Source organism: Aliivibrio kagoshimensis (genome assembly GCF_050337105.1).
Lineage (GTDB): Bacteria > Pseudomonadota > Gammaproteobacteria > Enterobacterales > Vibrionaceae > Aliivibrio_A > Aliivibrio_A kagoshimensis.
Window position 1 is genome coordinate 133,861 of the sequence record NZ_JAKJSQ010000003.1, and the last position, 24,044, is coordinate 157,904.

Annotated in this window: 24 protein-coding genes; 18 read left to right on the top strand and 6 right to left on the bottom strand. The window is 43.9% G+C overall.

Features of this window, described 5'->3' with window-relative positions; all coding sequences use genetic code 11:
- Nucleotides 1-8 precede the first annotated feature (8 nt).
- Complete coding sequence (locus L4C32_RS01550) at nucleotides 9-578, bottom strand: PilZ domain-containing protein (protein ID WP_428195094.1); 570 nt, start codon at nucleotides 576-578, stop codon at nucleotides 9-11.
- 160 nt (nucleotides 579-738) lie between these two features.
- On the opposite strand from L4C32_RS01550, the gene lolC reads away from it, so the two are divergent.
- The 6 genes from lolC to L4C32_RS01580 all read left to right on the top strand — a co-directional run bounded on the left by lolC (nucleotide 739) and on the right by L4C32_RS01580 (nucleotide 8,463).
- Complete coding sequence (gene lolC, locus L4C32_RS01555; RefSeq protein ID WP_428195095.1) at nucleotides 739-1,947, top strand: lipoprotein-releasing ABC transporter permease subunit LolC; 1,209 nt, start codon at nucleotides 739-741, stop codon at nucleotides 1,945-1,947.
- Nucleotides 1,940-2,626 carry a lipoprotein-releasing ABC transporter ATP-binding protein LolD gene (lolD, locus tag L4C32_RS01560; RefSeq protein ID WP_428195096.1) on the top strand — a complete coding sequence of 229 codons (687 nt, stop codon included), beginning with the start codon at nucleotides 1,940-1,942 and terminating at the stop codon, nucleotides 2,624-2,626. The genes lolC and lolD overlap by 8 nt, the downstream gene beginning before the upstream one ends.
- A 2-nt stretch (nucleotides 2,627-2,628) precedes the next feature.
- A complete protein-coding gene (gene lolE, locus L4C32_RS01565; protein ID WP_428195097.1) occupies nucleotides 2,629-3,873 on the top strand; it encodes a lipoprotein-releasing ABC transporter permease subunit LolE in 1,245 nt (414 codons plus the stop codon).
- Between the two features lie 39 nt (nucleotides 3,874-3,912).
- Nucleotides 3,913-5,718: an ABC transporter ATP-binding protein gene (locus tag L4C32_RS01570; RefSeq protein WP_428195098.1), complete on the top strand. Its 1,806-nt coding sequence runs from the start codon at nucleotides 3,913-3,915 to the stop codon at nucleotides 5,716-5,718.
- A 143-nt stretch (nucleotides 5,719-5,861) separates the two neighbouring features.
- Nucleotides 5,862-8,018: a TonB-dependent hemoglobin/transferrin/lactoferrin family receptor gene (locus L4C32_RS01575; protein ID WP_428195099.1), complete on the top strand. Its 2,157-nt coding sequence runs from the start codon at nucleotides 5,862-5,864 to the stop codon at nucleotides 8,016-8,018.
- 112 nt (nucleotides 8,019-8,130) lie between these two features.
- Complete coding sequence (locus L4C32_RS01580) at nucleotides 8,131-8,463, top strand: hypothetical protein (protein WP_428195100.1); 333 nt, start codon at nucleotides 8,131-8,133, stop codon at nucleotides 8,461-8,463.
- A 30-nt stretch (nucleotides 8,464-8,493) separates the two neighbouring features.
- Here L4C32_RS01580 and hutZ read toward each other — a convergent pair whose 3' ends face one another.
- From hutZ to hutW, 3 genes are read right to left on the bottom strand one after another with little or no spacing between them, the layout of a single operon-like run.
- A complete protein-coding gene (gene hutZ, locus L4C32_RS01585; protein ID WP_428195101.1) occupies nucleotides 8,494-9,033 on the bottom strand; it encodes a heme utilization protein HutZ in 540 nt (179 codons plus the stop codon).
- Between the two features lies 1 nt (nucleotide 9,034).
- Nucleotides 9,035-9,547, bottom strand: a complete 513-nt coding sequence (hutX, locus tag L4C32_RS01590) for a heme utilization cystosolic carrier protein HutX (protein ID WP_428195102.1) — start codon at nucleotides 9,545-9,547, stop codon at nucleotides 9,035-9,037.
- The gene (gene hutW / locus L4C32_RS01595) at nucleotides 9,529-10,908 is read right to left on the bottom strand and encodes a heme anaerobic degradation radical SAM methyltransferase ChuW/HutW (RefSeq protein WP_428195103.1); all 1,380 of its coding nucleotides are present in this window, start codon (nucleotides 10,906-10,908) and stop codon (nucleotides 9,529-9,531) included. The genes hutX and hutW overlap by 19 nt, the downstream gene beginning before the upstream one ends.
- Before the next feature lie 241 nt (nucleotides 10,909-11,149).
- On the opposite strand from hutW, the gene L4C32_RS01600 reads away from it, so the two are divergent.
- From L4C32_RS01600 to L4C32_RS01625, 6 genes are read left to right on the top strand one after another with little or no spacing between them, the layout of a single operon-like run.
- On the top strand, nucleotides 11,150-11,833 hold the full coding sequence (locus L4C32_RS01600; protein WP_428195104.1) for an energy transducer TonB: 684 nt from the start codon (nucleotides 11,150-11,152) through the stop codon (nucleotides 11,831-11,833).
- A gap of 2 nt (nucleotides 11,834-11,835) precedes the next feature.
- Nucleotides 11,836-12,477: a MotA/TolQ/ExbB proton channel family protein gene (locus tag L4C32_RS01605; protein WP_428195105.1), complete on the top strand. Its 642-nt coding sequence runs from the start codon at nucleotides 11,836-11,838 to the stop codon at nucleotides 12,475-12,477.
- Nucleotides 12,474-12,905, top strand: a complete 432-nt coding sequence (locus tag L4C32_RS01610) for an ExbD/TolR family protein (RefSeq protein WP_428195106.1) — start codon at nucleotides 12,474-12,476, stop codon at nucleotides 12,903-12,905. Before L4C32_RS01605 ends, L4C32_RS01610 begins: the two co-directional genes overlap by 4 nt.
- 23 nt (nucleotides 12,906-12,928) lie before the next feature.
- Complete coding sequence (locus tag L4C32_RS01615; protein WP_428195140.1) at nucleotides 12,929-13,759, top strand: heme/hemin ABC transporter substrate-binding protein; 831 nt, start codon at nucleotides 12,929-12,931, stop codon at nucleotides 13,757-13,759.
- Nucleotides 13,760-13,769: 10 nt separating this feature from the next.
- Nucleotides 13,770-14,801: a FecCD family ABC transporter permease gene (locus tag L4C32_RS01620; protein ID WP_428195107.1), complete on the top strand. Its 1,032-nt coding sequence runs from the start codon at nucleotides 13,770-13,772 to the stop codon at nucleotides 14,799-14,801.
- Nucleotide 14,802: 1 nt separating this feature from the next.
- Entirely contained in the window at nucleotides 14,803-15,588 is a 786-nt protein-coding gene (locus L4C32_RS01625; protein ID WP_428195108.1) for a heme ABC transporter ATP-binding protein, read from the top strand.
- 86 nt (nucleotides 15,589-15,674) lie between these two features.
- On the opposite strand, the gene L4C32_RS01630 is transcribed toward L4C32_RS01625, so the two are convergent.
- A complete protein-coding gene (locus L4C32_RS01630; RefSeq protein ID WP_428195109.1) occupies nucleotides 15,675-16,184 on the bottom strand; it encodes a DUF2062 domain-containing protein in 510 nt (169 codons plus the stop codon).
- Between the two features lie 6 nt (nucleotides 16,185-16,190).
- Between L4C32_RS01630 and L4C32_RS01635 the strand changes: the two genes are divergently transcribed.
- Genes L4C32_RS01635 through kdsB form a run of 5 tightly spaced genes read left to right on the top strand, consistent with a single transcriptional unit; the run spans nucleotide 16,191 to nucleotide 22,214 of the window.
- Nucleotides 16,191-18,515, top strand: a complete 2,325-nt coding sequence (locus tag L4C32_RS01635; RefSeq protein WP_428195110.1) for a DNA internalization-related competence protein ComEC/Rec2 — start codon at nucleotides 16,191-16,193, stop codon at nucleotides 18,513-18,515.
- A 34-nt stretch (nucleotides 18,516-18,549) separates the two neighbouring features.
- Nucleotides 18,550-20,298 (top strand): lipid A ABC transporter ATP-binding protein/permease MsbA, encoded by a 1,749-nt coding sequence (msbA, locus tag L4C32_RS01640; RefSeq protein WP_428195111.1) that lies wholly within the window; start codon nucleotides 18,550-18,552, stop codon nucleotides 20,296-20,298.
- Nucleotides 20,295-21,302: a tetraacyldisaccharide 4'-kinase gene (gene lpxK, locus L4C32_RS01645; RefSeq protein ID WP_428195112.1), complete on the top strand. Its 1,008-nt coding sequence runs from the start codon at nucleotides 20,295-20,297 to the stop codon at nucleotides 21,300-21,302. Before msbA ends, lpxK begins: the two co-directional genes overlap by 4 nt.
- Complete coding sequence (locus L4C32_RS01650) at nucleotides 21,283-21,462, top strand: Trm112 family protein (RefSeq protein ID WP_428195113.1); 180 nt, start codon at nucleotides 21,283-21,285, stop codon at nucleotides 21,460-21,462. Before lpxK ends, L4C32_RS01650 begins: the two co-directional genes overlap by 20 nt.
- Complete coding sequence (kdsB, locus tag L4C32_RS01655) at nucleotides 21,462-22,214, top strand: 3-deoxy-manno-octulosonate cytidylyltransferase (RefSeq protein WP_428195114.1); 753 nt, start codon at nucleotides 21,462-21,464, stop codon at nucleotides 22,212-22,214. The genes L4C32_RS01650 and kdsB overlap by 1 nt, the downstream gene beginning before the upstream one ends.
- Before the next feature lie 69 nt (nucleotides 22,215-22,283).
- Here the strand turns inward: kdsB and elyC are convergent, their stop codons facing one another.
- Nucleotides 22,284-23,123: an envelope biogenesis factor ElyC gene (gene elyC, locus L4C32_RS01660; RefSeq protein WP_428195115.1), complete on the bottom strand. Its 840-nt coding sequence runs from the start codon at nucleotides 23,121-23,123 to the stop codon at nucleotides 22,284-22,286.
- Nucleotides 23,124-23,236: 113 nt separating this feature from the next.
- Here elyC and cmoM point away from each other — a divergent pair, with 113 nt between their 5' ends.
- Complete coding sequence (gene cmoM / locus L4C32_RS01665) at nucleotides 23,237-24,034, top strand: tRNA uridine 5-oxyacetic acid(34) methyltransferase CmoM (RefSeq protein ID WP_428195116.1); 798 nt, start codon at nucleotides 23,237-23,239, stop codon at nucleotides 24,032-24,034.
- The last annotated feature ends 10 nt before the right edge of the window (nucleotides 24,035-24,044 follow it).

Sequence of the window (24,044 nt, forward strand, 5' to 3'; positions counted from 1 at the left end):
AATATCGGTCAATCTTCAAGTCGTTGATTAGCACGTTTTTTAAGTAACTGCTGCTGTTGGTATAGAGCTGCACGGATCAAGAGATCACGGTCAGACTCACTTAAATGTAGATAACGCAATTCGGTTAAAAACTGCTCGCCATCGGGTTTGCTGGTTGTGACTTCAGCATAGCAGTATATGGCTGCTGGAGGATGTTCTAAAAATAATTTTACCCGTGCTAATGTGCCTACGCTTAACTCGGTATTCGATTTGTAACAAAACTGACTGGCACCAAAAGACTCGGACTGATAACGAAAGCGGTTGTCATCTTGTTGAGAAAGCATAAAAGAGAGCAGTAAATTGAGCTTGGTATTTTGGTTCGCCAAGTAGTTCATCAACGTTTTGTTCTCTTCCCGTTTTAGGTGCGCTAGATCTAGCTCAAGAGAGTGTTCAATATTTCCACACTCGCTAGCGACTCGAAAAGGGAGCGGGATCTCTCTCTCGAACTGCTCAACAGTAGGTAATGATTCGTTATCAGCTAAAGGCTCCACATTAAGTGCTAATGCGTAACTTACTGAAAAGTACTCTTCTTGAGCCATGATGTAATCCTTTTATAACATAATGATAATTATCGCGGAGTGGCTGCAATTGAGCAAGGAGAAAAGAGAGGAATAATCAGTAAGTTGGGTATTAGTAGAAATATACTGACTCAAAAGGTATGCTTCAAGTAATTAAATCATGATGTAGATGAGAGAAATAATGTTTCACCCTGTCTCAGTATTCATTGGACTGCGGTATTTAAGAGGCCGTTCAGGCGACCGCTTTAGTCGATTTGTCTCTTATATGTCAACCGCTGGAATCACCATTGGGGTACTCTCACTTGTGACCGTTCTCTCGGTGATGAACGGCTTTGAAATGCAGTTGAAAGATCGAATTTTAGGAGTGCTTCCTCAAGCTGTTGTCTCCTCTGAAAGCTTAACGGTGACCAAAGCAGAACACCCTCCTCACGCGCTGACTCAGCTCAACCATGTCACTCATATTGCCCCCATTGTAAGGGGCGAAATGGTTATTCAAAGTAGTGATGGACTGACTGCCGGAATGCTGACTGGCATGGATCCTAATCAATATGATCCCCTGCAACAGTATCTCATATCGAACAGCGTCACAGAGCTGCAAGCGGGGAGTTACCAACTCTACCTTGGGCGCTTGTTAGCACGTAACCTAGGTGTGAGGGTAGGGGATACCGTCAGACTTATGGTAACCAGCGCTAGTCAGTACACCCCTATTGGGCGAATTCCAAGTCAGAGAAACTTCACTGTTGCCGGTCTTTTTAGTACCGGTTCAGATGTAGACAGTGTATTGGCAGTGACTCATATCGATGACGCCGCGAGATTGATGAAGATAAAATCGGGTGAGATGACCGGCTGGCGACTCTTTTTTGATGACCCTTTTGTAGTGACAGAGCTTGCTTCACAACCGTTACCAGATGGCATGATATGGTCAGACTGGCGTGAACAGCGAGGCGAGTTGTTTCAAGCGGTAAAAATGGAGAAGAATATGATGGGGCTAATGCTCGGTCTGATTGTTGGTGTGGCTGCATTTAACATCATCTCTGCCCTCATTATGGTTGTGATGGAGAAACAAGCTGAAGTGGCAATTTTGAAAACCCAAGGCATGACCAGCAACCAAGTGTTAGCCATTTTTATGGTTCAAGGTGCTAGCAGTGGGGTCATTGGCGCAATTGTTGGTGGGGTATTAGGCTCGTTGATCGCCGCGAATATCAATACGATTTTAGGTACTCTTGGGCTATCTCAGTTAACAGTTGGCGGTTCGCTGCCGGTGATGATTGAGCCGCTTCAAGTGTTAACCGTCATTATTCTTGCTATTGCTTTAAGCCTAATAGCTACCCTATTTCCCTCTTATCGCGCGGCTGCGGTGAGACCTGCTGAGGCATTAAGATATGAATAACCCATTACTGGTTTGTCAGGGAGTACGTAAAACCTATACCGAAGCCGCTCTGGATACTGAAGTGTTAAAAGGGGTCGATCTTTCTATTAATGCTGGGGAGTTGGTGGCGATTATCGGTTCATCAGGATCCGGAAAAAGTACCTTATTGCATATTTTAGGTGCTTTGGATAAGCCATCGGCGGGTGAGGTGATCTTTAACACCACCAACTTAACCAGTTTAAGTGCCAACAAACAGGCTAAACTTCGCAATAAGCATATTGGATTTGTTTACCAGTTTCACCATTTACTCGCTGACTTTTCGGCGGTTGAAAACGTAGCCATGCCGCTGTTAATCGGTGGCGTATCGAAAAGTCAATCTAGAGAAAGAGCGGTCGAGCTGCTTACCAAAGTGGGGTTATCCCATCGTCTGGAACATCGACCATCAGAACTTTCCGGCGGAGAGCGTCAACGAGTGGCTATTGCCCGCGCTCTAGTGAATAAGCCTGACCTAGTGCTTGCCGATGAGCCAACGGGTAACTTAGATCATCAAACGGCTTTAGACATTTACGAGCTAATGAGAGAGCTAAATCGTGAATCAGGCACTGCTTTTTTAGTGGTCACCCATGACACGGAATTGGCAGAGAAATTGGATAAACAATTACAGATGAAAGATGGCGAACTGATGATGGAGAGCGTTTAATTATGTTCTCTCCTCTCTCTTTTTTTATTGGTAACCGCTTTAGTCGAGCAAAGCAGCGCAATAAGTTGGTCTCATTCATCTCTATCTCATCGACACTGGGGATAACCATAGGGGTCGCGGTTATTATTATTGGCCTCTCTGCTATGAATGGGTTTGAGAGAGAGCTGCAAAACCGAGTGTTATCAGTGATCCCGCATGCTGAACTAGAGGGGGTTAAAGCCCCCATTGCTAATTGGCAATCAGTGAGAAATAGAGCGATTGAGCATCCACAAGTGATTGCGGCTGCCCCCTACATTGAATTTACTGCACTGCTCGAGCGCGGGTCGAAACTTAAAGCGGTTGAAGTAAGAGGGGTTGACCCTGAATTAGAATCAACCGTATCTAAGTTACCACAATTTATTGATGACAACGCCTGGAATAGCTTTGAGGGTGGACATAAGCGTGTGATATTGGGCGCTGGTGTGGCGAAAGTTCTGGGCGTGGAAGAAGGAGATTGGGTAACCGCTTTGATCCCTAACGAGAATGCTCAAAAGCGATTAAAAGCCCCACAACGTATTCGTTTGCAAGTGAGCGGCTTGCTCTCATTAGGTGGTCAAATAGATCATGGGCTAGCGCTAATTCCACTGCAAGATGCTCAACAATATATGAAAATGAACGATCAAGTTACCGGCATTGCACTAAAGGTCGATGATGTATTGATGGCTAGAAAAATTGTGAGAGAGGTTGGGAGTACCCTTCCGGTGTACGTCTACTTGAAAAGCTGGGAGCAGCAGTATGGCTTCTTATTTCGCGACATTCAGTTAGTACGTACTATTATGTATTTGGTGATGGTCTTGGTGATAGGTGTTGCCAGTTTTAATATTGTATCCACATTAATGATGGCGGTAAAAGATCGCGCTCCAGATATTGCCATCCTCAGAACCATGGGCGCGACTGATGGTTTGGTTAAGCGAATCTTTATTTGGCAAGGGTTATTATCAGGAGTGATGGGAAGCATTGTCGGCTCTCTGATTGGTTGTGCAGTTGCACTCAATTTAACCCCTATGATTAAAGCAATAGAGCGCCTTGTTGGTCATCAATTTCTCTCAGGTGACATCTATTTTGTCGACTTCTTACCTTCTCAGCTGCAGATTAATGATGTGGTCATCGTTACCATGACCGCCGTGATATTAAGCTTGATAGCCACTTGGTATCCAGCTCGTCGTGCCAGCAAGTTGCAACCAGCCGCTGTGCTGAGTGCTAAGTAACCACGACTATCCCATATTGTACTAGGACAGAATTAAATTTTGAGTAACCTAAAACCTGAAACGATCAATTGGAACTGGTTAATACAGCAAGCTAAACGGTATAAGCGACGCTTGATTATTGCGAACTTGATTGCGGTTCTGGCAACCTTAATCAGTGTTCCGATACCGCTCATGTTGCCACTGATGGTTGATGAGGTGCTGCTAAATAAACCCAGTGGTGGGGTTGATTTTCTTAATCAACTGCTGCCAATTCAGTGGCAGAAACCTGAGAATTATATTGTAGTGATCTTTTTATGCGTGATTATGATGCGTACGTTAAGTCAGCTACTCAATGTTTTACAAAGTCGTCAATTTACATTGGTTTCTAAAACCATCACCTGTTCAGTACGTGAAAAAATGATCGATAAGCTGGGTAGGATCAGTATTCGACAATACGAAACTCGAGGTAGTGGTGGCATTAACTCACATATCATTACCGATATAGAAACCGTTGATAAGTTCCTAGGCAGTACGTTAAGCCGCTTTTTAGTGAGTTTTTTAACCGTGTTAGGTACAGCGGTTATTCTGCTGTGGATCGATTGGCGTTTAGGGCTGTTTATTCTGTTGGTTAATCCCATCGTGGTCTACTTTTCCCGTAAATTGGGAAATCGAGTTAAGAACCTAAAAAAACTCGAGAATCAATCATTTGAAAAGTTTCAAAATCGATTAATTGAAACGTTAGACGGTATTTATCAACTCAGAGCCTCTAATCGAGAAAAAGACTTTTTAAATGAACTGAAATCACAAGCGAATGAGATTAGAGACAGTGCAGATCACTACGCGTGGCAGAGTGAAGCTGCGAGTCGTTTCTCTTTTCTGCTGTTTCTGCTTGGTTTTGAACTGTTCCGTGCTGTTGCGATGTTGATGGTGCTGTACAGTGATTTGACTATTGGACAGATCTTTGCGGTATTTGGTTACTTGTGGTTTATGTTGTCACCAGTACAAGAGCTGCTGAATATCCAGTTCTCATGGTACGGTGCTTCGGCCGCGATCAAACGAATTAACTCTTTATTGCAACTTGAAGAGGAAAGCAGACCGAAAAGTAAGGTTAATCCATTTACCCATAATGATTCAGCAAGTGTTGAGATAAGGGATGTTAATTTTTCGTATAACGAAGAGAGCCAAGTACTTAATAATTTGACACTTTGCATTCCAGCGGGAAAGAAAGTGGCACTGGTTGGCTCCAGTGGTGGCGGTAAATCAACATTAATACAGCTTTTATTAGGTGTGTATCATCAACAGAGTGGGGAGATCCGTTTTAATGGCGAGCTCAGTGAAGAGATTGGTTTTGATATTATCAGAGACAATATCTCCGTCGTCCTTCAGCAACCAATACTGTTTAATGATACGTTACGTCATAACTTAGCGTTAGGGGTCACTTACAGTGATGAGCAATTATGGCAGGCACTCAATGTCGCACAATTAAGCGACGTCATGTCGCAGTTAACCGAAGGTCTAGACACTCAACTTGGGCGGCAAGGAATTCGTTTATCAGGGGGACAGCGGCAGCGAGTCGCCATTGCTCGTATGGTTCTTACGAATCCTAAGTTCGTGATTTTAGATGAAGCGACCTCAGCACTGGATACGTCAACTGAGCACGCTTTGCATACTGCACTCAATACCTTTCTGGAAGGGAAAACAACCCTGATTGTGGCTCATCGTCTTTCTGCAGTGAAACAGGCCGATATTATTTATGTGCTTGAAGATGGCAAAGTGAGCCAATCAGGTACGCATATTGAGCTTGTAAAACAAGACGGTCTTTATCAAACTCTGTATGGGAGTGTTCAATCTGAAATGGTTAGTTGAACGAATGAAAACAAAGACATTAAGCGTTGTATAACTAAAGCGCTTTTTGTTACAAATAAACTTAATACAAATGATAGTAATTATCATTTGTATTATCTATAATGCGTGACATCAATAACCCATGACAATATTAGGGAAGAGAGATGTCTCATCACCGCACTATCTTATCCGCAGCAATTCTTGTTGCGTTATCAACAAATGCACATGCAGAAGAAGTCACTACCTTTGATGAAGTGGTCGTATCGGCGACTCGAACAGAGCAAAACATCAGTGATGTCTCCAGTTCAATAGCAACGGTGTCCTCAGAAAGCATTGACAATACCATGGCTAATAACGTGAAGGATGCCCTTAAGTACACGCCAGGTGTAACGGCAAACGGCTCCGGTAGATTCGGCATTTCTGGTTTCAATATTCGAGGTATGGATGATAGCCGAGTGAAAGTGATGGTGGATGGTGTTCAGCAACCAGCTCCTTACAATCCTGGCGCAAATGAACAGCGTAAATACCCGAATGCGATAGAAGTGGATACCTTATCAACCATTGAAGTGAATAAAGGGCCATCTTCAACCTTGTATGGATCTGATGCATTAGGGGGAACGGTGTTAATGCGCACCAAAAATCCAGAAGATGTATTAAAAACGGATGGCGATGAACACGCATTTGCGGTGAAAACCGGCTATGACAGTGTGGATAGCAGTGTGAAAACCACCGGTACATGGGCCATGCGAAAAGATAAGTTAGAAACCTTAGTTATGCTCACATACAAAGATGGCGAAGAGTATCAGACCCACAGTGATGGCGCTGATATAGATGGTAAAGATCGAGGCGCTGCTAACCCCGGAGATCAACAAGTTGGGAACCTTTTAGCTAAGGCTTACTATCAAATCAATGAAAACCATAGGGTTGGTGCTACGCTGGAGTACTACCAGAATCGCTATGAAGAAGATGAACTCTCTCAAAACGGGGTTTCTATGGGACCAGGCTTTACCTATACCGAGAACCATAATAAGGATAAAACGGAGAGGTTACGTATCGGTTTGGAGCATGAATGGACCGCAAATATGAGTGGGTTTGATACGCTCGTGTGGAAATTGAATGTTCAGCAGAGTGAAAGTGAATATGAAAATTTCGATACGACCCCTGCAATGGGGAAAAGAATGCGTGTAAGAAACGCGCAAGACAACTCAATTCAGTTTGATGCCCAGTTTGACAAATTGGTGGAGTTTGACAGCAGTTATCATCAAGTCACTTATGGCATGAGCTTTCAAACCAATGATTTTAGCACGACCAATGTAGACCATAAATTTGATCAAGGAACGGTCGCCCCTGGACATACAGACATGCCGGATGCAACGCAAGATCAGTGGGGAATTTTTGCCCAAGATCAGATATTTCTTCTGGATGATGACCTGATATTAACCGCCGGTATTCGTTACGACTCCTTTAAGGCAAAACCTGAAACCAATGCTGGTTTTAGTACTGTGTACCCTGATAGTGAAAGTGATGCATTTACAGGTAAGTTAGGTGCCTTGTACCACTTTAATCAAAACGTGAGTGCCTTTGCTCAAATCAGTCAAGGATTTAAAGCACCAACAGTGTATGACCTCTATTACGTGTACGAACGAGGCTCGGTCATTGATGCGAATCCAGATCTAAAAGCGGAGTCAAGCATCTCATATGAAACAGGACTACGTTTACAATCGAACGCAGCGCGTATTGAGTTAGTGGCTTTCTATAATGATTACTCTGACTTTATTGCAGTTAAGAATCTAGGCACTATTGTTGGAGGACCAAATAATGGTAAAGATCACTACACCAAAGAGAACCTAGATAAAGCAGAAATCTACGGTGTTGAGCTAAGTTCTACCTTGTTGTTAGATGAAGCGATTAATGCGCCGAAAGGGATGTACAGCAAACTGAGTATTGCATACACAGAAGGACGAGATAAGAAAACAGGAGATCACCTTGATACGGTAGCACCGTTAACCAGCAACTTAGGGTTTGGTTACGATGCGAGAAATGCCAAATTTGGCGGTTTAATCAACGTTAATATGGTGGCGAGCAAAGATGATTGGGCAGATGATGATATCAAAGATGTAGCGGGTTATGCTGTCGTGGATGTTACTGCCTATGTACGGCCAATGAAAGATGTGACGATTCGAGGTGGTGTTTTTAATGTTCTTGATGCTCAGTACTGGTTATATGACGATGTGAGTGGTTATAAAGAAGGCAATAGCGGGCTGGATCGTAAGGCGCAAGCAGGGGTAAATTTGGGCGTGGATTTGACCTGGGAGTTCTAAAAATCAGATCATTTAAGTAAAAACAGCCTAAGATAGCAGTATCTTGGGCTTTTTACTGTATTCTGAACCAGCAATAGAATATAAAGTGAAGTGTATAAATAAGGTGAGATGTGTGAGAAAGAGATCGAAATGGTCATTGAGTCAGAAAATGTCGACTTATTCAGCGTTGGTGGTTACTTTGATTTCAATAGATGTTGTCGCTTGGGGAACATTGACCGCTTATGCAATTGAAGGTGAAGTGAGAGTTTGTCACTATACCGATGGAGGTAGGATGTTGATTGAAGAGACTGTACGCTGCCCAGCTGATAACTCTATGGTGCTTTCAACCTCCATATCAACACTGAGCAGTACGAAAGAACGAGAAAGTAAGCGTTATTGCCAATACTCTAATGGCAGTCTACTTATTCTAGATATGGCAATGGAGTGTCCGGAATCGAATGATTGAGCAAGGTTCACTTGCTCAACTACGTATTGTTTAAGAGGTTTGTTTCTCTTCGACGCGCTGGTGGCCTTTTTCTAGATGAACAACATCCACAAGATCATCACCACTCACTTGGAACGCCTTGCCAAAACCTTTCACAAATAGCCCTTGAATTGGTTTGAGTTTGAATAACTTGAAGTCTTCTAACGAACTCAAACCATCAATGATATCGCCAAAACGAACTCTCATTGCAGAGATAGCTTCTTTCCATTGTTGTGAGTCGCGTTCTGTCATTGACGCAATAGCATCAAAGGTTAATCGCTTACGAGCATAAAGTACTTTCGCACTCTCTTCATCTTCAATTAGCATTAAAGAAACGGCAGGATTTTCAGATAGATTTCTTGCGTGGCGTGCAATATCAGAGATTAAAATATAGTAACCATCATCTAAAAGGACAAAAGGGCTATAACTGACATTGGGTTTGCCATCACTACTAACGGTGGCTAACTGTAAGGTCTTTTTGGAATCACGAAATTCTTTAATTTCTGGACCAAGACGGTTTTGCAAACGCTCTTGTTTTACTTCCTTGTTCATTTTATATATCTCCAAATTGTGTTTTAAATTGTTTGAATTGTTCGATCTGTTCAGGAAACAGTTGTCGTTTTTTGTCTCTGCCTAGATAGATTTTAAACATAGAGTCACCCTGTTGAGTGAAAAACCCAAAGTAGTGACTCTCAGACCCTCTAAAAGGCTTACTTACAAGGGCAATATCCGTGATCAAATCTAAACGTAAATGACCATCGAGTTGCCCCTCTTTGCCCATTAAATTGTAATAGCCGTGAGCCAGTTTTCCTTTTGGGAACGTCGCTTTAACTTCAAAAATAGAGCCATGAGAATGGATGATGGTAGTGACGGGGCCTAACTGCACTATTTCCGTTAATAGTGATTGGGCATGTTCTCCTGACACTCTGGTCATGATGTCATTTGGGAAGGCTAATACAACGGCACCTTCTGAGACGTTGAGCTCTTCAGCCATAGAACTTGGAAGTTGAGAGGCGTTGTTATCTAGCATCTCTTTTACCTGGTCGGCTAGTTGTTTGGGTAGCATGATGTCTCCATATTGTGGTGATGTAAATCGATGGCAGTGATCAGGTTTTGCGCTAAAGTGACTGACCAAAATTGGCCTGCGACGGTAAGGGTTAAATAGTCTTGTTTAACTACCACCAAACCGTGCTGTTGCCATTGTTTAAAAAGAGGTGTGCAGTGTGTAAACAGGTCAAAGTCGACGTCTTTTCTGAGGGATGACTTTGAGAGTACCCCTCGATCAAAAGCGGCTTTGATCGCTGAGTGGATATGGGCGGATGGTGATTGTTTAAATAACATCGCTACTGAGTGTTGCTGTTGGGTGATTGCATCAATATAACTCTCGAGAGTGCGATGTTGCATGATGCTGAATCCACCAATATTACCGCCGGCCCCGCAACCAACCGGAAGCACTTCAGCAGTTGTTTTTGCAAGGCTATTATAGATGCTACGTTCACGGTTACTGTTTGCCCAATGATTGACACTTAAGCGATTGATATGATGTCTATTCATAAATTCTACGCCATATTCAAACATTAGGCCTTTTTCTGCCGTCGTTGCGGGTTGCGGCAGTTTACCGTTTTTGACTAGGCCTTCCATCGGCATCCCAGCCAGTTCAATTAACTGATATAAATCGACTCCGTGCACCCCTGTTTCTAGGAAGTCAATCAGATCTTGTTGCCATATTTCCATCGTTTGGTGTGGTAAGCCGTACAGTAGGTCGATAACTATCGGTGCCGAATTGGTGCTCGCTAACTGTTGCAGCCTTTTAATCACAGGCTCCCGGTCATCTAAGCGTTTCGCTGCCCTTCGAACTTGAGTATTAAAGCTTTGGACACCAAAGGAAAAGCGGTTAAAACCTCCTTCTAACGCGTGGTCAAACATCTTGTCATCAAAACGGTTTATGCGTCCTTCAAGTGTTAATTCACAGTCAGAAGTTAAAGGGAAAAGCGAGCGTATCGTGCTGCCTAAGATTTTTATTTGCTCTGCACTGAGGTCAGTGGGGGTTCCTCCTCCGATGTAAACGGCATGGAAAGGAGAAGCTTGAGTCCAGCTCTGTTGTGCTTTCCATTGCAGTTCGGTAAGCAGTGCAGAGAAGTAGTCAGCCATCATACCTTTGCTAGAGGCGTGCTGAAAAAAATTGCAGTAGGTACAACGAACTCGACAAAAAGGAATATGAACGTACAAACAACGATGTTGATCGGAAGCTGTTGTCGATTGTAAGGCCCGTTCGAATTGTTTTACGGCTGAGTCTGCAGGAACCATGATGTTACTTCCCCCAGCATGGGCTGATTTTTTTTGCTTAAAGGCGAACTGCAGTGGGTCAGGGGAGTTATTACCTAAAATATCACGGTGTAAGGATTCAATAATTAATTGACTGTTCATAGTTCACGCTATTGTTTATGCGCTTTTGAGTAAAAACTAATTGTTACTAATAAGCGATGCCATATTGTAGGTGACAATGATAATAATCCGCGAATAATAATGCAAATGATAATTGATCTCGTTATCATTTTGGGAGATACTTTGCACCGGTTGCTTACAAGGGGTAAGCGGATAGAGGGATAGCGTTGTGAATTTTATTCGGTATATCATTGCGATAACTATATCACTGAGTATTCACAGTATGGTTTTATGGGCTATACCGCAAAATACTGCGATGGCTATGCCTGCAGGTGCGAATACGACCAGTGTCAGTTTACATTTTGTTGTCGCGCCTGCTGCCAAGAAATCCGAAGCGGTGCCATTAAAGGCAAAAAAACAGGTGTCAAAAAAACAGACCGCTAACGTCTTGAATAAAGAGTTGCTTACGAAAAGAAAGCCAGTACAGAAACAGAAACCACCAGTCAAGAAACCGCGGCCAATCGTTAGTCCACCAGTCGTGAAGGAAGAAGTAGCAAACGTCGTTACTGAAAATAAAAGCGTTACCAAGAAAGCAGAAAAGAAAAAAAAGGTGATAACTGAGAAACTTTCAAAGTCAGATGAAGACTCTCCAACACGACCGGTATCATCGGGTGCGAACCAAAAATTGCCTGTTATAGAAAAGGCCACTTTTGTAAGCAAACCAATTGCCCCCAAATACCCACGCTTAGCTCGCAATAAAGGAGTTCAAGGAACGGCCACTTATGAAATTTGGCTCAATGAGCACGGCGAGCAAATCAAACAAATTCTCACCAGCTCTTCGGGAGCAAAGATATTAGATAAAGCTGCACTTAAAGCAATTAAGAAGTGGCAATTTTCACCGCAAAAGATTAATGGTCAAGCCATTGCCCATCGAGTATTTGTACCTGTTCGTTTTAATTTGGATTAATCATGGAAACCACCATATACCTTCAACAGCAGCTAGGTTTAATGACCTGGCCGCTGATCATCTGTTCCTCTATTACGGTCACTATTATTGTTGAACGCTTGGTTCAAGTGATGCTACACACCAGAGTCGGACATCGAAGCATCACAAAGCTTCTGGCTAAACAGGATATAAATAATCAAGCGGACCTTGATTCAATCAGTGGGCAACTGAAACAAAAAAGAGGACGTTTAAGCCGTGGAATTGCCATGCTTATTGCCCATCGAGAGTTCAGCAAAGCAATCCGAGAAGATTCAGCAGGAATGTGGTTACAGCAACAAAGGGATCAATTGCGTTCTGGGCTGCGTTTGCTTGCTCTGATTGGAGTGGTTGCACCGTTATTAGGATTATTAGGCACGGTGTTAGGGTTGATCGACATGTTTCGTGCGGTAGCGGCATCGACGGGAGCTATCACCCCTAATGATTTAGCCAGTGGTTTAGGTGTAGCAATGCGTACCACTGCTGCTGGGCTTATTGTTGCATTACCGGCGATCGCTTCGGCGCAGTTGTTAGGCCTTTGGGCTGATCGTGTTGTCGGAAAATTAGAGCATGCGATGAACTGTTGTAATCTGTGGATTGAAGGCGTCTCTTTAGGCAGTACCTCATGATAAAAGTGACAGATCAATTTTCTGCAGACCAGCCAACACTCGATTTAACGCCTCTGCTCGATATTATTTTTATCGTGATGGTTTTTCTCTTATTAACAGCCACGGTCAAATTACAATTTTTGGAAGTGGCTCTTCCTTCAACGGATGAGTCGTCAACGACTGTGGTAGACAGCGATTCAATCTCAATTAATATTCTTTCCCAAGCGCCTTATTGGGGGCTGGATGGAGAGCGATTTGATAGTTGGGAGAGCTTTACTAAACAGTTACTAGAGCGAGTCTCCTCTGCAAACAAAGAGGCACCTGTTGTGCCTGTTGTGATTGGAGCAGATAAAACTGCGCAAGTTCAGCATATGGTCCAGTTATTTGGTTTTTTACAAAAAAACCATATTGAAGCAACACAAATATTAATGGAAGAGGAGCTGAAATAATGCGCATAACAAACAAAATAAACATGATGGTGGCTTGTTTAGTCATAATGTTTGCACAATATAGTGTTGCTCAAGAGAGGGTGATCAGTGCAGGTAGTGCTGTGACTGAGCTTATTTATGCGTTAGAGGCTCAAGACGAATTAGTCGCAGTGGATGTAACAAGCACACTACCTGAAGGGACGGTATTACCTAAGATTGGTTATCATCGACAACTCTCAGTTGAGGGACTGATGGATCTAAAGCCCACCCGAATTATAGGTTCTGATGAGATGGGGCCACTGTCGACCTTGACGTTATTACAACAAGCGGATATTAAAGTAAATGTGATTAATACTGAACCGACTGTTGACGGTCTATTACTGCGTATTGACCAACTGGCAGCTATCACCCACAAACAGACTCAGGCGGTTGAAGTTAAAACGATAGTCAACGCGCAAGTTGCCGCTTTGAAACGCAACCAACCAGCCAGTAGTGACAAGAAAAAAATTCTCTTTTTATTGATTCATGAGGGGAGGCCAGCCAACGTGGCTGGTGGAGAAACGACGCCGAATGAAATTATCTCGTTGGCAGGTGGAATCAATCCGGCAGAGGCATCCATCAACTCATACAAGCCCTTAGCCATGGAATCAATGATCACTATGCAACCGGATGTGATACTCGTCAGTGGACGTAGCTGGAAGACATTGGGCGGAGCTGATGCGGTATTAAAAGCTTTGCCTATGTTGTTAGCAACCCCAGCAGGACAAAGTAAGTCGATCGTAGCTATCGATGGTACCGCACTTGTTGGTGGCTTAGGCTTAAGGAGCTTGGCTGAAGCGAAGCGCTTAAATCGCATTTTATACCCATCATTATAGGCTCGATGTTATGCAGTCCCGACGCTCATTGCTTTTCGTCTCTCTCTTAGGTTTAGTGCTGTTGATCATCACCGCGGCCTCATCGATTGTGGTTGGCCCAATGTCTATTTCAATCGTCGATAGTTTTAAAGGCCTTACACCATGGTCCGGCGAATTGCCTCAACATATTCAGATGGTTATTCATCAAATTAGATTACCAAGAACATTACTCTGTATGGCGGTCGGTGCAATTTTGGCGATGAGTGGTGCCGTTATGCAAGGTCTATTTAGAAACCCGCTGGCAGAGCCAGGTATTATTGGCGTTTCAGCTGGGTCAGCATTAGGAGCTGCGATTGCTATCGTGGCTTTTTCGAGTGTGGCGATGAACTATCCATTGTTAATGAGTGTTGCCGCGGTTCCTCTGTTTGCTTTTTTAGGCGGAGCCCTTACCACCATTTTAGTTTACACATTAGGCACGAGTAAATATGGTACGTCGGTGACCGTCATGCTACTTGCTGGAGTGGCGATCAGTGCGCTATCAGGGGCTGGGATTGGGTTTTTAAATTTCATTGCAGATGATCAGATGCTTAGAGATCTTTCGCTCTGGTCGATGGGGTCACTGGCAGGTGCCACATGGCCTAGTATCTACTTAGCGATGAGCTGTTTAGTGATTCTATTCTTCCTCTTCATGCGCCATGTGAAAGGATTAAATGCCCTGTTACTGGGTGAAGCAGAAGCGGGTCATTTGGGTGTTAACGTTCAACGGCTAAAACGACAACTCATTATCCTTTCTGCTGCAGGAGTTGGTATTACGGTTAGCCTATCGGGAATGATTGGTTTCATCGGGTTAGTTATTCCTCATCTAGGAAGAATGATTGCAGGTCCCGATCATCAAAAGTTGATCCCCTTATCAGCTATTTTAGGCGCGCTGCTGTTAACACTTGCCGATATGGTTGCGCGTGTCGCTGTTGCACCAGCAGAGTTGCCTGTTGGTATTATTACCGCGTTGATTGGTGCTCCATTCTTTTTATATTTACTGTTCAAACAGCGTGGGAGCATGTGATATGCCTTTAGCTATTTCAGCAAAGAATTTACAGTTAGAGTTAGGGGGTAGAACGCTTTTGGATGGGGTTGATTTAGACCTCTATTCTGGAGAAGTGACAGCTCTGCTAGGCCCTAATGGCGCAGGAAAAAGTTCGCTATTAAAAATATTGTGCAAAGAACACAGCTGTTCATCAGATAAAGGGGCTTCATTAGGCTTTTTCGGGGATGATGAGTCGAATTGGTCACGAGCTGATCTTGCCATGCATTTAGGGGTATTGCCGCAACACAGTAACTTAACCTTTTCGTTCACGGTAAGAGAAGTGGTTGAGTTAGGTTTAATGCCGTTACAGCTACAGAACATTAACTCGAGTGATTTAGTCGAGGAGATGATGAACAAGACTGGTGTTGAACACCTCGCTGATAGGCTATTTCCGACGTTATCAGGGGGAGAGAAGCAGCGTGTACATTTTTCCAGAGTGTTGACTCAGATAAGCCAAGCTGGGGATAAACAGATATTGATGTTAGATGAACCGACTTCCGCGTTAGATTTGGCACATCAACATACGACACTGTCCATTGCTCGCGAACGGGCACAAGCGGGAGCGGCGGTAATTGTTGTGCTGCATGATCTCAATTTGGCTGCGCAATATGCTGATAGGCTGGTGGTGTTAAACAGTGGCACTATCCAGGCCGATGGAACTCCTTGGTCAGCGTTAACCGCACTAATGCTCGAGCAGGTATATGGGCAACAGACACTGGTAGCAAAACACCCCAAACATGACTATCCGGTTGTGTACGCGATATAAACATTCAAGAGAGAGATTTGAACTGCCTCTAAGATTTAGGGGCGGCTAGCCATTTTTTTCCTTTCCACATATTCAAAGTAGAGAGACTAACGGAAACTGCGTTTTTTCCAACTTCTAACCACGGAGTATCGCCATAGTCCGCGAATTCCAAAATACCCAATAATGGCACAAGTCACGCCACTGATGGCGCAGCCCAATAGGAATGGTGGTGCAATTTGACTCATCTGATGGGTGATAAAATGCCAAGAGAGTTCAAAGTGGAAGGTGTCTTTTGGGGTGTCAATAAACCAAGTACCGACTTTAAACGCACCGTAAAAAAGAATGGGCATGGTGATTGGGTTACTGACCCAGACTAAGGCCATTGATAGCGGTAGATTTACGCCACAGATAATGGCTAAACCTGCAGCCATTATCATCTGGCTTGGAAGAGGAACAAACGCCATAAAAAGACCGACAGCAAAGGCACCCGAAGCTGAACGACGATTTAATACCCACAGATTTGGGTTGTATAAAATATTACCAAAAATTCTTAACGCTTTTTGGCGTCTGATCATCTCGTGGTCAGGTAAGAACCTTTGTATTAGCTTTTTAGGCATATGAGGATGCTTCTCTTACGGGGCAATACTCTGTTTATTACCGGTACTATTATCGGAATTGTATCATCAGTGTTTTGGTCGGAGATGCCTGGGTATCAATGGGCAGTGTTGCTATTTCTGATAATACTGGTCTCGTTTCGAATCACTTGGTCCCAGCCTCTTCAAGGCGCGTTAACGGGTATTATTATCGTTATTCTAAATGGACAAAGTTACATTGTAAAAACAGAGTCACTAAACTTTAGTGGTAAAGATATTATCATAAATGGCGTCGTGGACAGCCTTTTAAGTGAAAAAAAGCATACTGTTGAATTTAAATTTGTTGTAAATCAAATTAATGGGCAGCCTCAGCCTATCGGTTGGCTGCCCAAGATAAAGCTGTATTGGCCTGAGCCTCCTTTAGCACCCGCAATCAAGCTTAATCAACGATGGCAATTTTCCGTTACAATCAGACCCCCGTATGGCCGTGTTAATGAAGCTGGGTTTGATAATGAACGTTATTTTGTCGCGAATCAGCTCAATGGCAGCGGCAAGATCATTAGTGGTACTCTACTGAGTCAGTCTCAATCCTACCGGCAACATCTCTATGACAAAACGGTTCAATTGACGGAGCCTCTTTCACTTCACCCTTTACTGCTGGCGTTGAGTTTTGGTCAACGAGACAGGTTACAAGCAGAGCATTGGACAATATTACAGCGGAGTGGTTTAGCCCACCTGATGGCAATCTCTGGTCTGCATATCGGTTTGGCCTTCTCTCTTGGCTGGATATTGGGCATCGCACTGCGATCACTGTCAACCGCCCCCTTTCTGACGTGGTTACCCTTAATTATAGCGTGTAGTGCTGCTTTGGGTTATGCATGGTTAGCCGGTTTTTCCATTCCGACACAGCGAGCATTAATGGCCTGTTTGATTGCCGCTCTCTTACTTTGGTATCGAACGTCATGGCCCAAATGGTATCTATTTATTGTGGTTATGTTCTGTTGTTTACTGCTGAATCCATTTTCAACTCTGTCATTAAGTTTTTGGTTAACGTTTGCAGTAGTGGCGGTTTTACTGCTGGTTATGACGTTGGGTGTTTATCGTAAAGGTAGAGGAGATGCCGATTTAGGGGGGGTCTCCGTTCTAGTTGAGAAAATAAAAAAACTGGTACTGCTGCAGCTGGCGCTCTCACTCTTTCTGATCCCTCTACAGGTATCTCACTTTGGGGGCGTTAGTTTAGCCTCTCCCATTATTAATCTGATTGCAGTGCCCTGGGTCAGTTTTGTGACGGTACCACTGGTGTTTGTTGCCCTTTTTGTCTCACTATTTTCAGATAACGTGGCTATTTTTCTCTGGAGCCTAGCCCATCATTCCCTATTTCCCGTGTGGTGGTTAGCAGAGTTGGCTGGCGGCGCTTGGTTGCCATTGAACTTTACTTATCTGCGTATGGTGACATCGATGGGAATCATGGTGTTGGTTTTGTGGTTAATGCCATTTAAACGGGTGACGATTCTGCTCACCGTACTACTGACTATTGCGTTGTATCCTAAGGATAAGCATCGAGGGTGGCGGCTGGATTTATTGGATGTCGGTCATGGGTTGGCGGTGATAATTGAAAAGGAAGGGGAGGCTATTTTGTACGATACAGGTAGTGCGTGGGAAGGGGGGTCTATGGCTGAAAGTGTAGTGATTCCAGTTTTGCGCCACCGAGGAATTGAGCAGTTAGAGGGAGTAATCATTAGTCACAGCGATAATGACCATGCAGGGGGAGAACAGTCGATCCGTGAGGTAATGCAGCCTAAGTGGATTAAAAGCAGCGAGTATCCGCAAGATTGGGAAGAACAAAGAAAGCATCAACCCTGTACGGATGGAGAGTCGTGGCAGTGGCAAGGTCTTGATTTTCAGGTGGTGTGGCCGCCAAAAGAAACAACGAGAGCGTATAATCCTCATTCATGCGTTATTAAAATATCCGATTCATTTCACTCGCTCCTGTTAACTGGAGATATCACCAGTCTCTCTGAGATGTTAATGCTAAATAATCACCCGGAATTGCGCGCTGATCTACTGCTGGTTCCGCATCATGGTAGCCGAAGTTCGTCTACCCATAGGTTACTGACGCAAATTGGTGCTCAAGTAGCGGTGGTATCCGTCGCGAAATACAATCCATGGTCACTGCCCGCGTCGACAGTGAAAGCTAAGTACCTGCACTATAATATGGAGTGGGTAGAAACAGCGAAGGCTGGCCAAATCACAATACATTATAACAAAGAGAAGCGTACAATTATTAAGCACAGAGAGCAGTTAGCCGCAAATTGGTATCGGAAGTTATTTGGCGCGATGGGTGATAAGGAGTAGAATAGACAAATTGTTTTCAGAAAATAAGTAACTCATGTCGACTCAAACAGATGAAACAACACTAACCACTTTTAAACGCTTATGGCCTTTTATTAAAGAGTATAAAAAAGGGCTTGTGGTCGCTGTCATCGCATTGATCATCAATGCGGCCGGCGATACCTACATGATCTCTTTGTTAAAGCCTCTGCTTGATGAAGGTTTTGGTAATGCGGAATCAGATTTTTTGAAAGTGATGCCGTTTATTCTGATGGGCATGATGGCAGTAAGAGGGGCAAGTGGTTTTGTCTCTTCATACTGTTTAAGCTGGGTTTCTGGCAATGTTGTGATGAAAATTCGTCGAAAAATGTTTAATCACTTCATGAAAATGCCGGTCAGTTTTTTTGATCGTGAATCAACCGGTTCACTGTTATCACGAATTACCTACGATTCAGAGCAAGTTGCCGCGGCAACCAGTGGATCTTTAGTGACTATTGTTCGTGAAGGTGCCAGCATTATTGGCTTGGTGACGTTGATGTTTTGGAGCAGTTGGCAGCTCTCCTTGGTGCTGTTGGTGATCGCCCCTATCGTTGCAATCACTATAGGCGTGGTCTCTAAACGATTTAGAAAGATCAGTAAAAATATGCAAGATATGATGGGGCATGTTACGTCGTCATCAGAGCAGATGCTTAAAGGACACAAAGTGGTATTGAGTTACGGCGGACAAGACGTTGAGAGCGGTCGTTTTGATAAAGTCAGTAACGAGATGCGTCAACAGACCATGAAGTTGGTCACCGCACAAGCTGTAGCTAACCCCGTGATTCAGATGATCGCTTCAGTGGCTTTGGTCGTGGTTCTATTTTTAGCCAGCAATGACTCAATAAAAACGGAGCTAACGGCTGGAACCTTTACGGTGATTTTCTCTGCAATGTTTGGTCTGTTAAAACCGCTAAAATCACTGACTAATGTGACGTCTCAATTTCAACGAGGTATGGCTGCGTGTAGTACCTTGTTTGGTTTAATGGATTTGGATCCTGAAAAAGACAGTGGCACATTATCGGTTGAGAAAGCTAAAGGTGACATTAAAGTGGATGATATTACCTTCACTTATGCAGGAAAAGATGCACCGACGCTGCGTAACGTTAGTTTTGATATACCTTCAGGCAAAACGGTCGCTCTAGTTGGGCGCTCAGGTTCAGGAAAAAGCACCATTGCCAACCTGTTCACTCGCTTTTATGATCTAGACTCTGGCGGGATCTACTTGGATGGCCATGAGATAAAAGAGTATCAGTTAGCTAATTTGCGTGAACACTTTGCCGTGGTCTCTCAGAATGTACACCTGTTTAATGATACGGTTGCCAACAATATTGCGTACGCCGCTACTGAGCAATACAGTCGCGAGCAGATAGAAAAAGCGGCGGAACTTGCCTCAGCCAGTGGTTTCATCAATGAGATGGACCTTGGTTTTGATACCGTGATAGGTGAAAATGGTGCCAGCTTATCGGGCGGGCAACGCCAGCGTTTGGCCATTGCTCGAGCACTATTGCGAAACGCTCCGGTATTGGTATTGGATGAAGCGACTTCGGCACTTGATACGGAGTCGGAAAGAGCGATTCAATCCGCGTTGGTGGAGCTACAAAAGGATCGTACCGTGCTAGTCATTGCACATCGACTGTCAACGATTGAGAGTGCCGATGAGATATTGGTGGTCGATGAAGGCGAAATTATCGAGCGTGGTAATCATCAAGCACTGATAGAGTCAGACGGTGCTTATGCCCAATTACATAAAATTCAGTTTGGCGAATGATAGAGAAAATTTGGTTTGAAAATCACCCACTAGGTTGGTTGCTATGGCCACTGTTATGGCCCTTGAGTAAGCTGTATGGTTACATTGCGGTGCGTAGGCGCCGTGACTACCAGTGTGGAAAAAAGGCCTCTTACCGCTCATCAGTACCCGTGGTTGTGGTCGGTAACATTACCGCAGGGGGGAATGGTAAAACGCCCGTGGTGATTTGGCTCGTTGAAGCGTTATCCCAACTCGGATTAAACGTTGGTGTTGCTTCACGTGGCTATGGCGGAAAAGCACCCTATTATCCCTACCTTGTGAATGAAGAGACAACTCCAGATATTGCCGGTGATGAGCCAGTATTGATCCAACGTCGTACACAAGCTGCGGTCGTTGTTGCACCAGTGAGAAGTGAGGCAGTGAAGCTGTTAGAACAACAGGGTGTTGATATAGTGATTACTGATGATGGCCTTCAGCATTACGCTCTGCAGCGTGATATCGAAATTATTGTTATTGATGGCCAGCGACGTTTTGGTAACCAACACCATATTCCACTGGGTCCACTTCGTGAAGGAATACACCGTTTAGCAGAGGTCGATTTTTCAATTTGTAATGGCGTTGATGCTATCGATGATGAAGTCTCAATGACGTTGGCACCGAGTCAGTTGATCAATTTGAAAACAGGCGAGAAAAAGAAAGTAACCGATCTTAATGAGATTGTTGCTTTTGCGGGTATTGGCCACCCGCCTCGGTTTTTTGCTACCCTTAAACGGTTAGAAGCTAATGTGGTACATACACAGGGTTTTGTTGATCATCAGGCTTTTAAGCAGTCAGAAATAGAAGCGCTTGAGCAGTATGGACAACACCTAGTCATGACTGAAAAAGATGCCGTTAAATGTCGACATTTTGCAAAAAACAGTTGGTGGTATCTGCCCGTTGATGCAGTATTACCTGAACAAGACTCACAACGAATTATTAACCGGATATTAGAGGTAAAAGAACAGTATGGATCATCGTCTACTTGAAATTGTGGCTTGTCCGGTATGCAAAGGTAAACTCAACTATAATAAACAGAATCAAGAGTTAATCTGCAATATCGATCGACTGGCTTACCCAATCAAAGAGGGCATTCCGGTGATGTTAGAACCTGAAGCACGCCGTCTTACTGCTGAAGAGGTTAAATAATGTCGTTTACTGTCATTATTCCTGCTCGTTATCAATCTAGCAGACTGCCTGGAAAACCGCTCGCTGATATCTGCGGAAAACCTATGATCCAGTGGGTGTACGAGCAAGCTTGCCAAGCTGGAGCAGAGCAAGTGATTATTGCTACTGATGATGAACGAATAGCGTCGGTGGTTAGCGCCTTTGGTGGTGAAGTCTGCATGACCTCGCCAGATCACCAGTCTGGAACTGAACGTTTAGCGGAAGTGATCGAAAAATTTAATATCAGCGACGATCAAATCGTGGTGAACGTGCAAGGTGATGAGCCGTTAATTCCACCCGCTATTATTCGTCAAGTCGCCGATAATTTGGCTGCTGTCTCAGCACCTATGGCTACGTTAGGAGTTGAGATTGAGCATCAGGATGAAGTGTTTAATCCAAATGCAGTGAAAGTGGTCACTGATGAACAGGGATTTGCGCTCTATTTCAGTCGCGCAACGATACCTTGGGATCGTGATAATTTTTCCCAACAACCTGTTCAGATAAGCTCACCGTTATTAAGACATGTCGGAATTTACGCTTATCGCGCCGGTTTCATTAATACCTACATCAATTGGCAGCCGAGTGTTCTTGAAAAGATCGAATGCTTAGAGCAGCTAAGGGTATTATGGTATGGAGAGCGAATTCATGTTGCGGTTGCCAGTGAAGCGCCTCCAGCAGGTGTGGACACTCCTGAAGATTTAGCACAAGTGTGCCAAATCATTAGTCAGCGATAGGTGATTATGCCATAAAAAAACCAGAGCTTTTGCTCTGGTTTTTTGTATTTGGCTGGCAGTGATGAGTGATCAATTACTCTCTGTGATGATGTTCGCAGTGTCAGCCTGAGGGGCAATCTCAACTACCTCTGTCTGCATGTCATTGGCATCACTCAGTGAATCACGCATCTGCTGCCACCATTGACCAAGCTTCTCATACCAATACCGTTCAGATTGCTCTAAGTAGAGTGCTTTAGGAAAGTATCGCTCCCAAGGTTGATTGATGGCCGAATGGGCCAGATAGTTAGTTGGCGCTGGAATAGGCTCGATCCCTGCACTTCTAAATTCATACATAGCACGTGGCATATGGCTGGCCGAAGTGACCAGAACCATTCTACTATTTTGTACAAATACTGCCGCTTGACGAGCCTCTTCCCAAGTGTCTCTAGCCGTTTCAAGAAGAACGATACTCTGTTTGGTTACGCCAAGTGATAACGCGACCTTAGCCATCATTCTCGCGTGGCTAACACTGGAACCACCATCGTAACCAGAGAGGATCAATCTTGCCCCTGGGTACATGCGATAAATTCGTATCGCTTCGACTAAACGCATCAATGCGGCTCGACTCAATTCTGAGACTGGTGATATTTCATCATCTACAACATGGCCATTTCCAAGTACCATAATGTACTCAATAGGTTCATCGGTAGGTAAGAACGTTGGAAACTCTCTCTCTAGTGGTTTTAACATACTGGTAGAGAAGGGTTGAAAAGAGAGAACAAAGAGGCCGAGTATTGAGAGCGACAATAAACAAGAAGCCATGGTTTTTCGCTGTGTAAACCACAGCAGTAATAACCCTAAAATACCTATAATTAATAGTGCTGGTAGGGGCATAAGAAGTGAAGAGAGCGTTTTTTTTAGTTCAAACATACTACGTAGACCGAAAATCCATCAATTGAATGCGAAAAGAGCTTACAAGACTGTATTCCTACAGAGCATATGAGACAATAAGCGACCGAATAGAACATCATAACTTAACTGCCTTGATTATAGACCGAAATTTCGACGATATTGCGCACAAATTTGCCAAAAACATTTATGGCTCTGAAAAGGGTGATATTCGCCAAACGATTGTTTGGCAAGATATTGAGCAAATACTGTCGCAATTAGAGCACCTACCCTTACCCCTAAGTATTTTAGACGCCGGCGGCGGGATAGGGCAATTGTCTCAAAAACTTGCTGCACGAGGGCACGAGGTTACGTTATGTGATCTCTCTTCTGAAATGATTAAGTTGGCGCAGCAATCTATTGCGCAAAATGGGCTGCTTAACCAATATCAGTTTATTCACAGCCCGGTACAAGGGATCAGTGAGCATATTTCCGAACCTTTTGAGCTCGTTCTGTTTCATGCGGTTATGGAGTGGCTCGCCTCACCAAAAGAGGCGTTGGATATTTTATTGCAACACATTAAACCTGGTGGAGTTATCTCCATTATGTTTTACAACCACCATGGATTGGTTTTCAAGAATGTGGTCTGCGGTAATATTCCGCATGTTTTGGATGATATGCCACATAGAAAACGGTTTAAATTACAGCCGCAAAAAGGATTAAAACCTGAAGATGTGTATTCGTGGATTGAAGACGCAGGGTTTGATATTCAAGGAAAATCAGGGATCCGGTGCTTTAATGATTATATCGGCAATATGGAGTATAACGGCGATTATACTGCAGACGATGTGCTGTTATTAGAGCAAAAACTTTGTCGTCAAGAGCCGTATCTGTCTCTTGGCCGTTACATTCATGTGTGGGCTCAAAAGCCGCATGAGAGTAATAAAAAATAACAAATAAGTG

Bases quoted from the DNA above. Each gene is read 5' to 3' on its own strand.
- L4C32_RS01550 (WP_428195094.1), bottom strand. From the start codon at position 578: ATGGCTCAAGAAGAGTACTTTTCAGTAAGTTACGCATTAGCACTTAAT.
- lolC (WP_428195095.1), top strand. From the start codon at position 739: ATGTTTCACCCTGTCTCAGTATTCATTGGACTGCGGTATTTAAGAGGC.
- lolD (WP_428195096.1), top strand. From the start codon at position 1,940: ATGAATAACCCATTACTGGTTTGTCAGGGAGTACGTAAAACCTATACC.
- lolE (WP_428195097.1), top strand. From the start codon at position 2,629: ATGTTCTCTCCTCTCTCTTTTTTTATTGGTAACCGCTTTAGTCGAGCA.
- L4C32_RS01575 (WP_428195099.1), top strand. From the start codon at position 5,862: ATGTCTCATCACCGCACTATCTTATCCGCAGCAATTCTTGTTGCGTTA.
- hutZ (WP_428195101.1), bottom strand. From the start codon at position 9,033: ATGAACAAGGAAGTAAAACAAGAGCGTTTGCAAAACCGTCTTGGTCCA.
- hutX (WP_428195102.1), bottom strand. From the start codon at position 9,547: ATGCTACCCAAACAACTAGCCGACCAGGTAAAAGAGATGCTAGATAAC.
- hutW (WP_428195103.1), bottom strand. From the start codon at position 10,908: ATGAACAGTCAATTAATTATTGAATCCTTACACCGTGATATTTTAGGT.
- L4C32_RS01600 (WP_428195104.1), top strand. From the start codon at position 11,150: ATGGTTTTATGGGCTATACCGCAAAATACTGCGATGGCTATGCCTGCA.
- L4C32_RS01605 (WP_428195105.1), top strand. From the start codon at position 11,836: ATGGAAACCACCATATACCTTCAACAGCAGCTAGGTTTAATGACCTGG.
- L4C32_RS01610 (WP_428195106.1), top strand. From the start codon at position 12,474: ATGATAAAAGTGACAGATCAATTTTCTGCAGACCAGCCAACACTCGAT.
- L4C32_RS01615 (WP_428195140.1), top strand. From the start codon at position 12,929: ATGATGGTGGCTTGTTTAGTCATAATGTTTGCACAATATAGTGTTGCT.
- L4C32_RS01620 (WP_428195107.1), top strand. From the start codon at position 13,770: ATGCAGTCCCGACGCTCATTGCTTTTCGTCTCTCTCTTAGGTTTAGTG.
- L4C32_RS01625 (WP_428195108.1), top strand. From the start codon at position 14,803: ATGCCTTTAGCTATTTCAGCAAAGAATTTACAGTTAGAGTTAGGGGGT.
- L4C32_RS01630 (WP_428195109.1), bottom strand. From the start codon at position 16,184: ATGCCTAAAAAGCTAATACAAAGGTTCTTACCTGACCACGAGATGATC.
- L4C32_RS01635 (WP_428195110.1), top strand. From the start codon at position 16,191: ATGCTTCTCTTACGGGGCAATACTCTGTTTATTACCGGTACTATTATC.
- msbA (WP_428195111.1), top strand. From the start codon at position 18,550: ATGTCGACTCAAACAGATGAAACAACACTAACCACTTTTAAACGCTTA.
- lpxK (WP_428195112.1), top strand. From the start codon at position 20,295: ATGATAGAGAAAATTTGGTTTGAAAATCACCCACTAGGTTGGTTGCTA.
- L4C32_RS01650 (WP_428195113.1), top strand. From the start codon at position 21,283: ATGGATCATCGTCTACTTGAAATTGTGGCTTGTCCGGTATGCAAAGGT.
- kdsB (WP_428195114.1), top strand. From the start codon at position 21,462: ATGTCGTTTACTGTCATTATTCCTGCTCGTTATCAATCTAGCAGACTG.
- elyC (WP_428195115.1), bottom strand. From the start codon at position 23,123: ATGTTTGAACTAAAAAAAACGCTCTCTTCACTTCTTATGCCCCTACCA.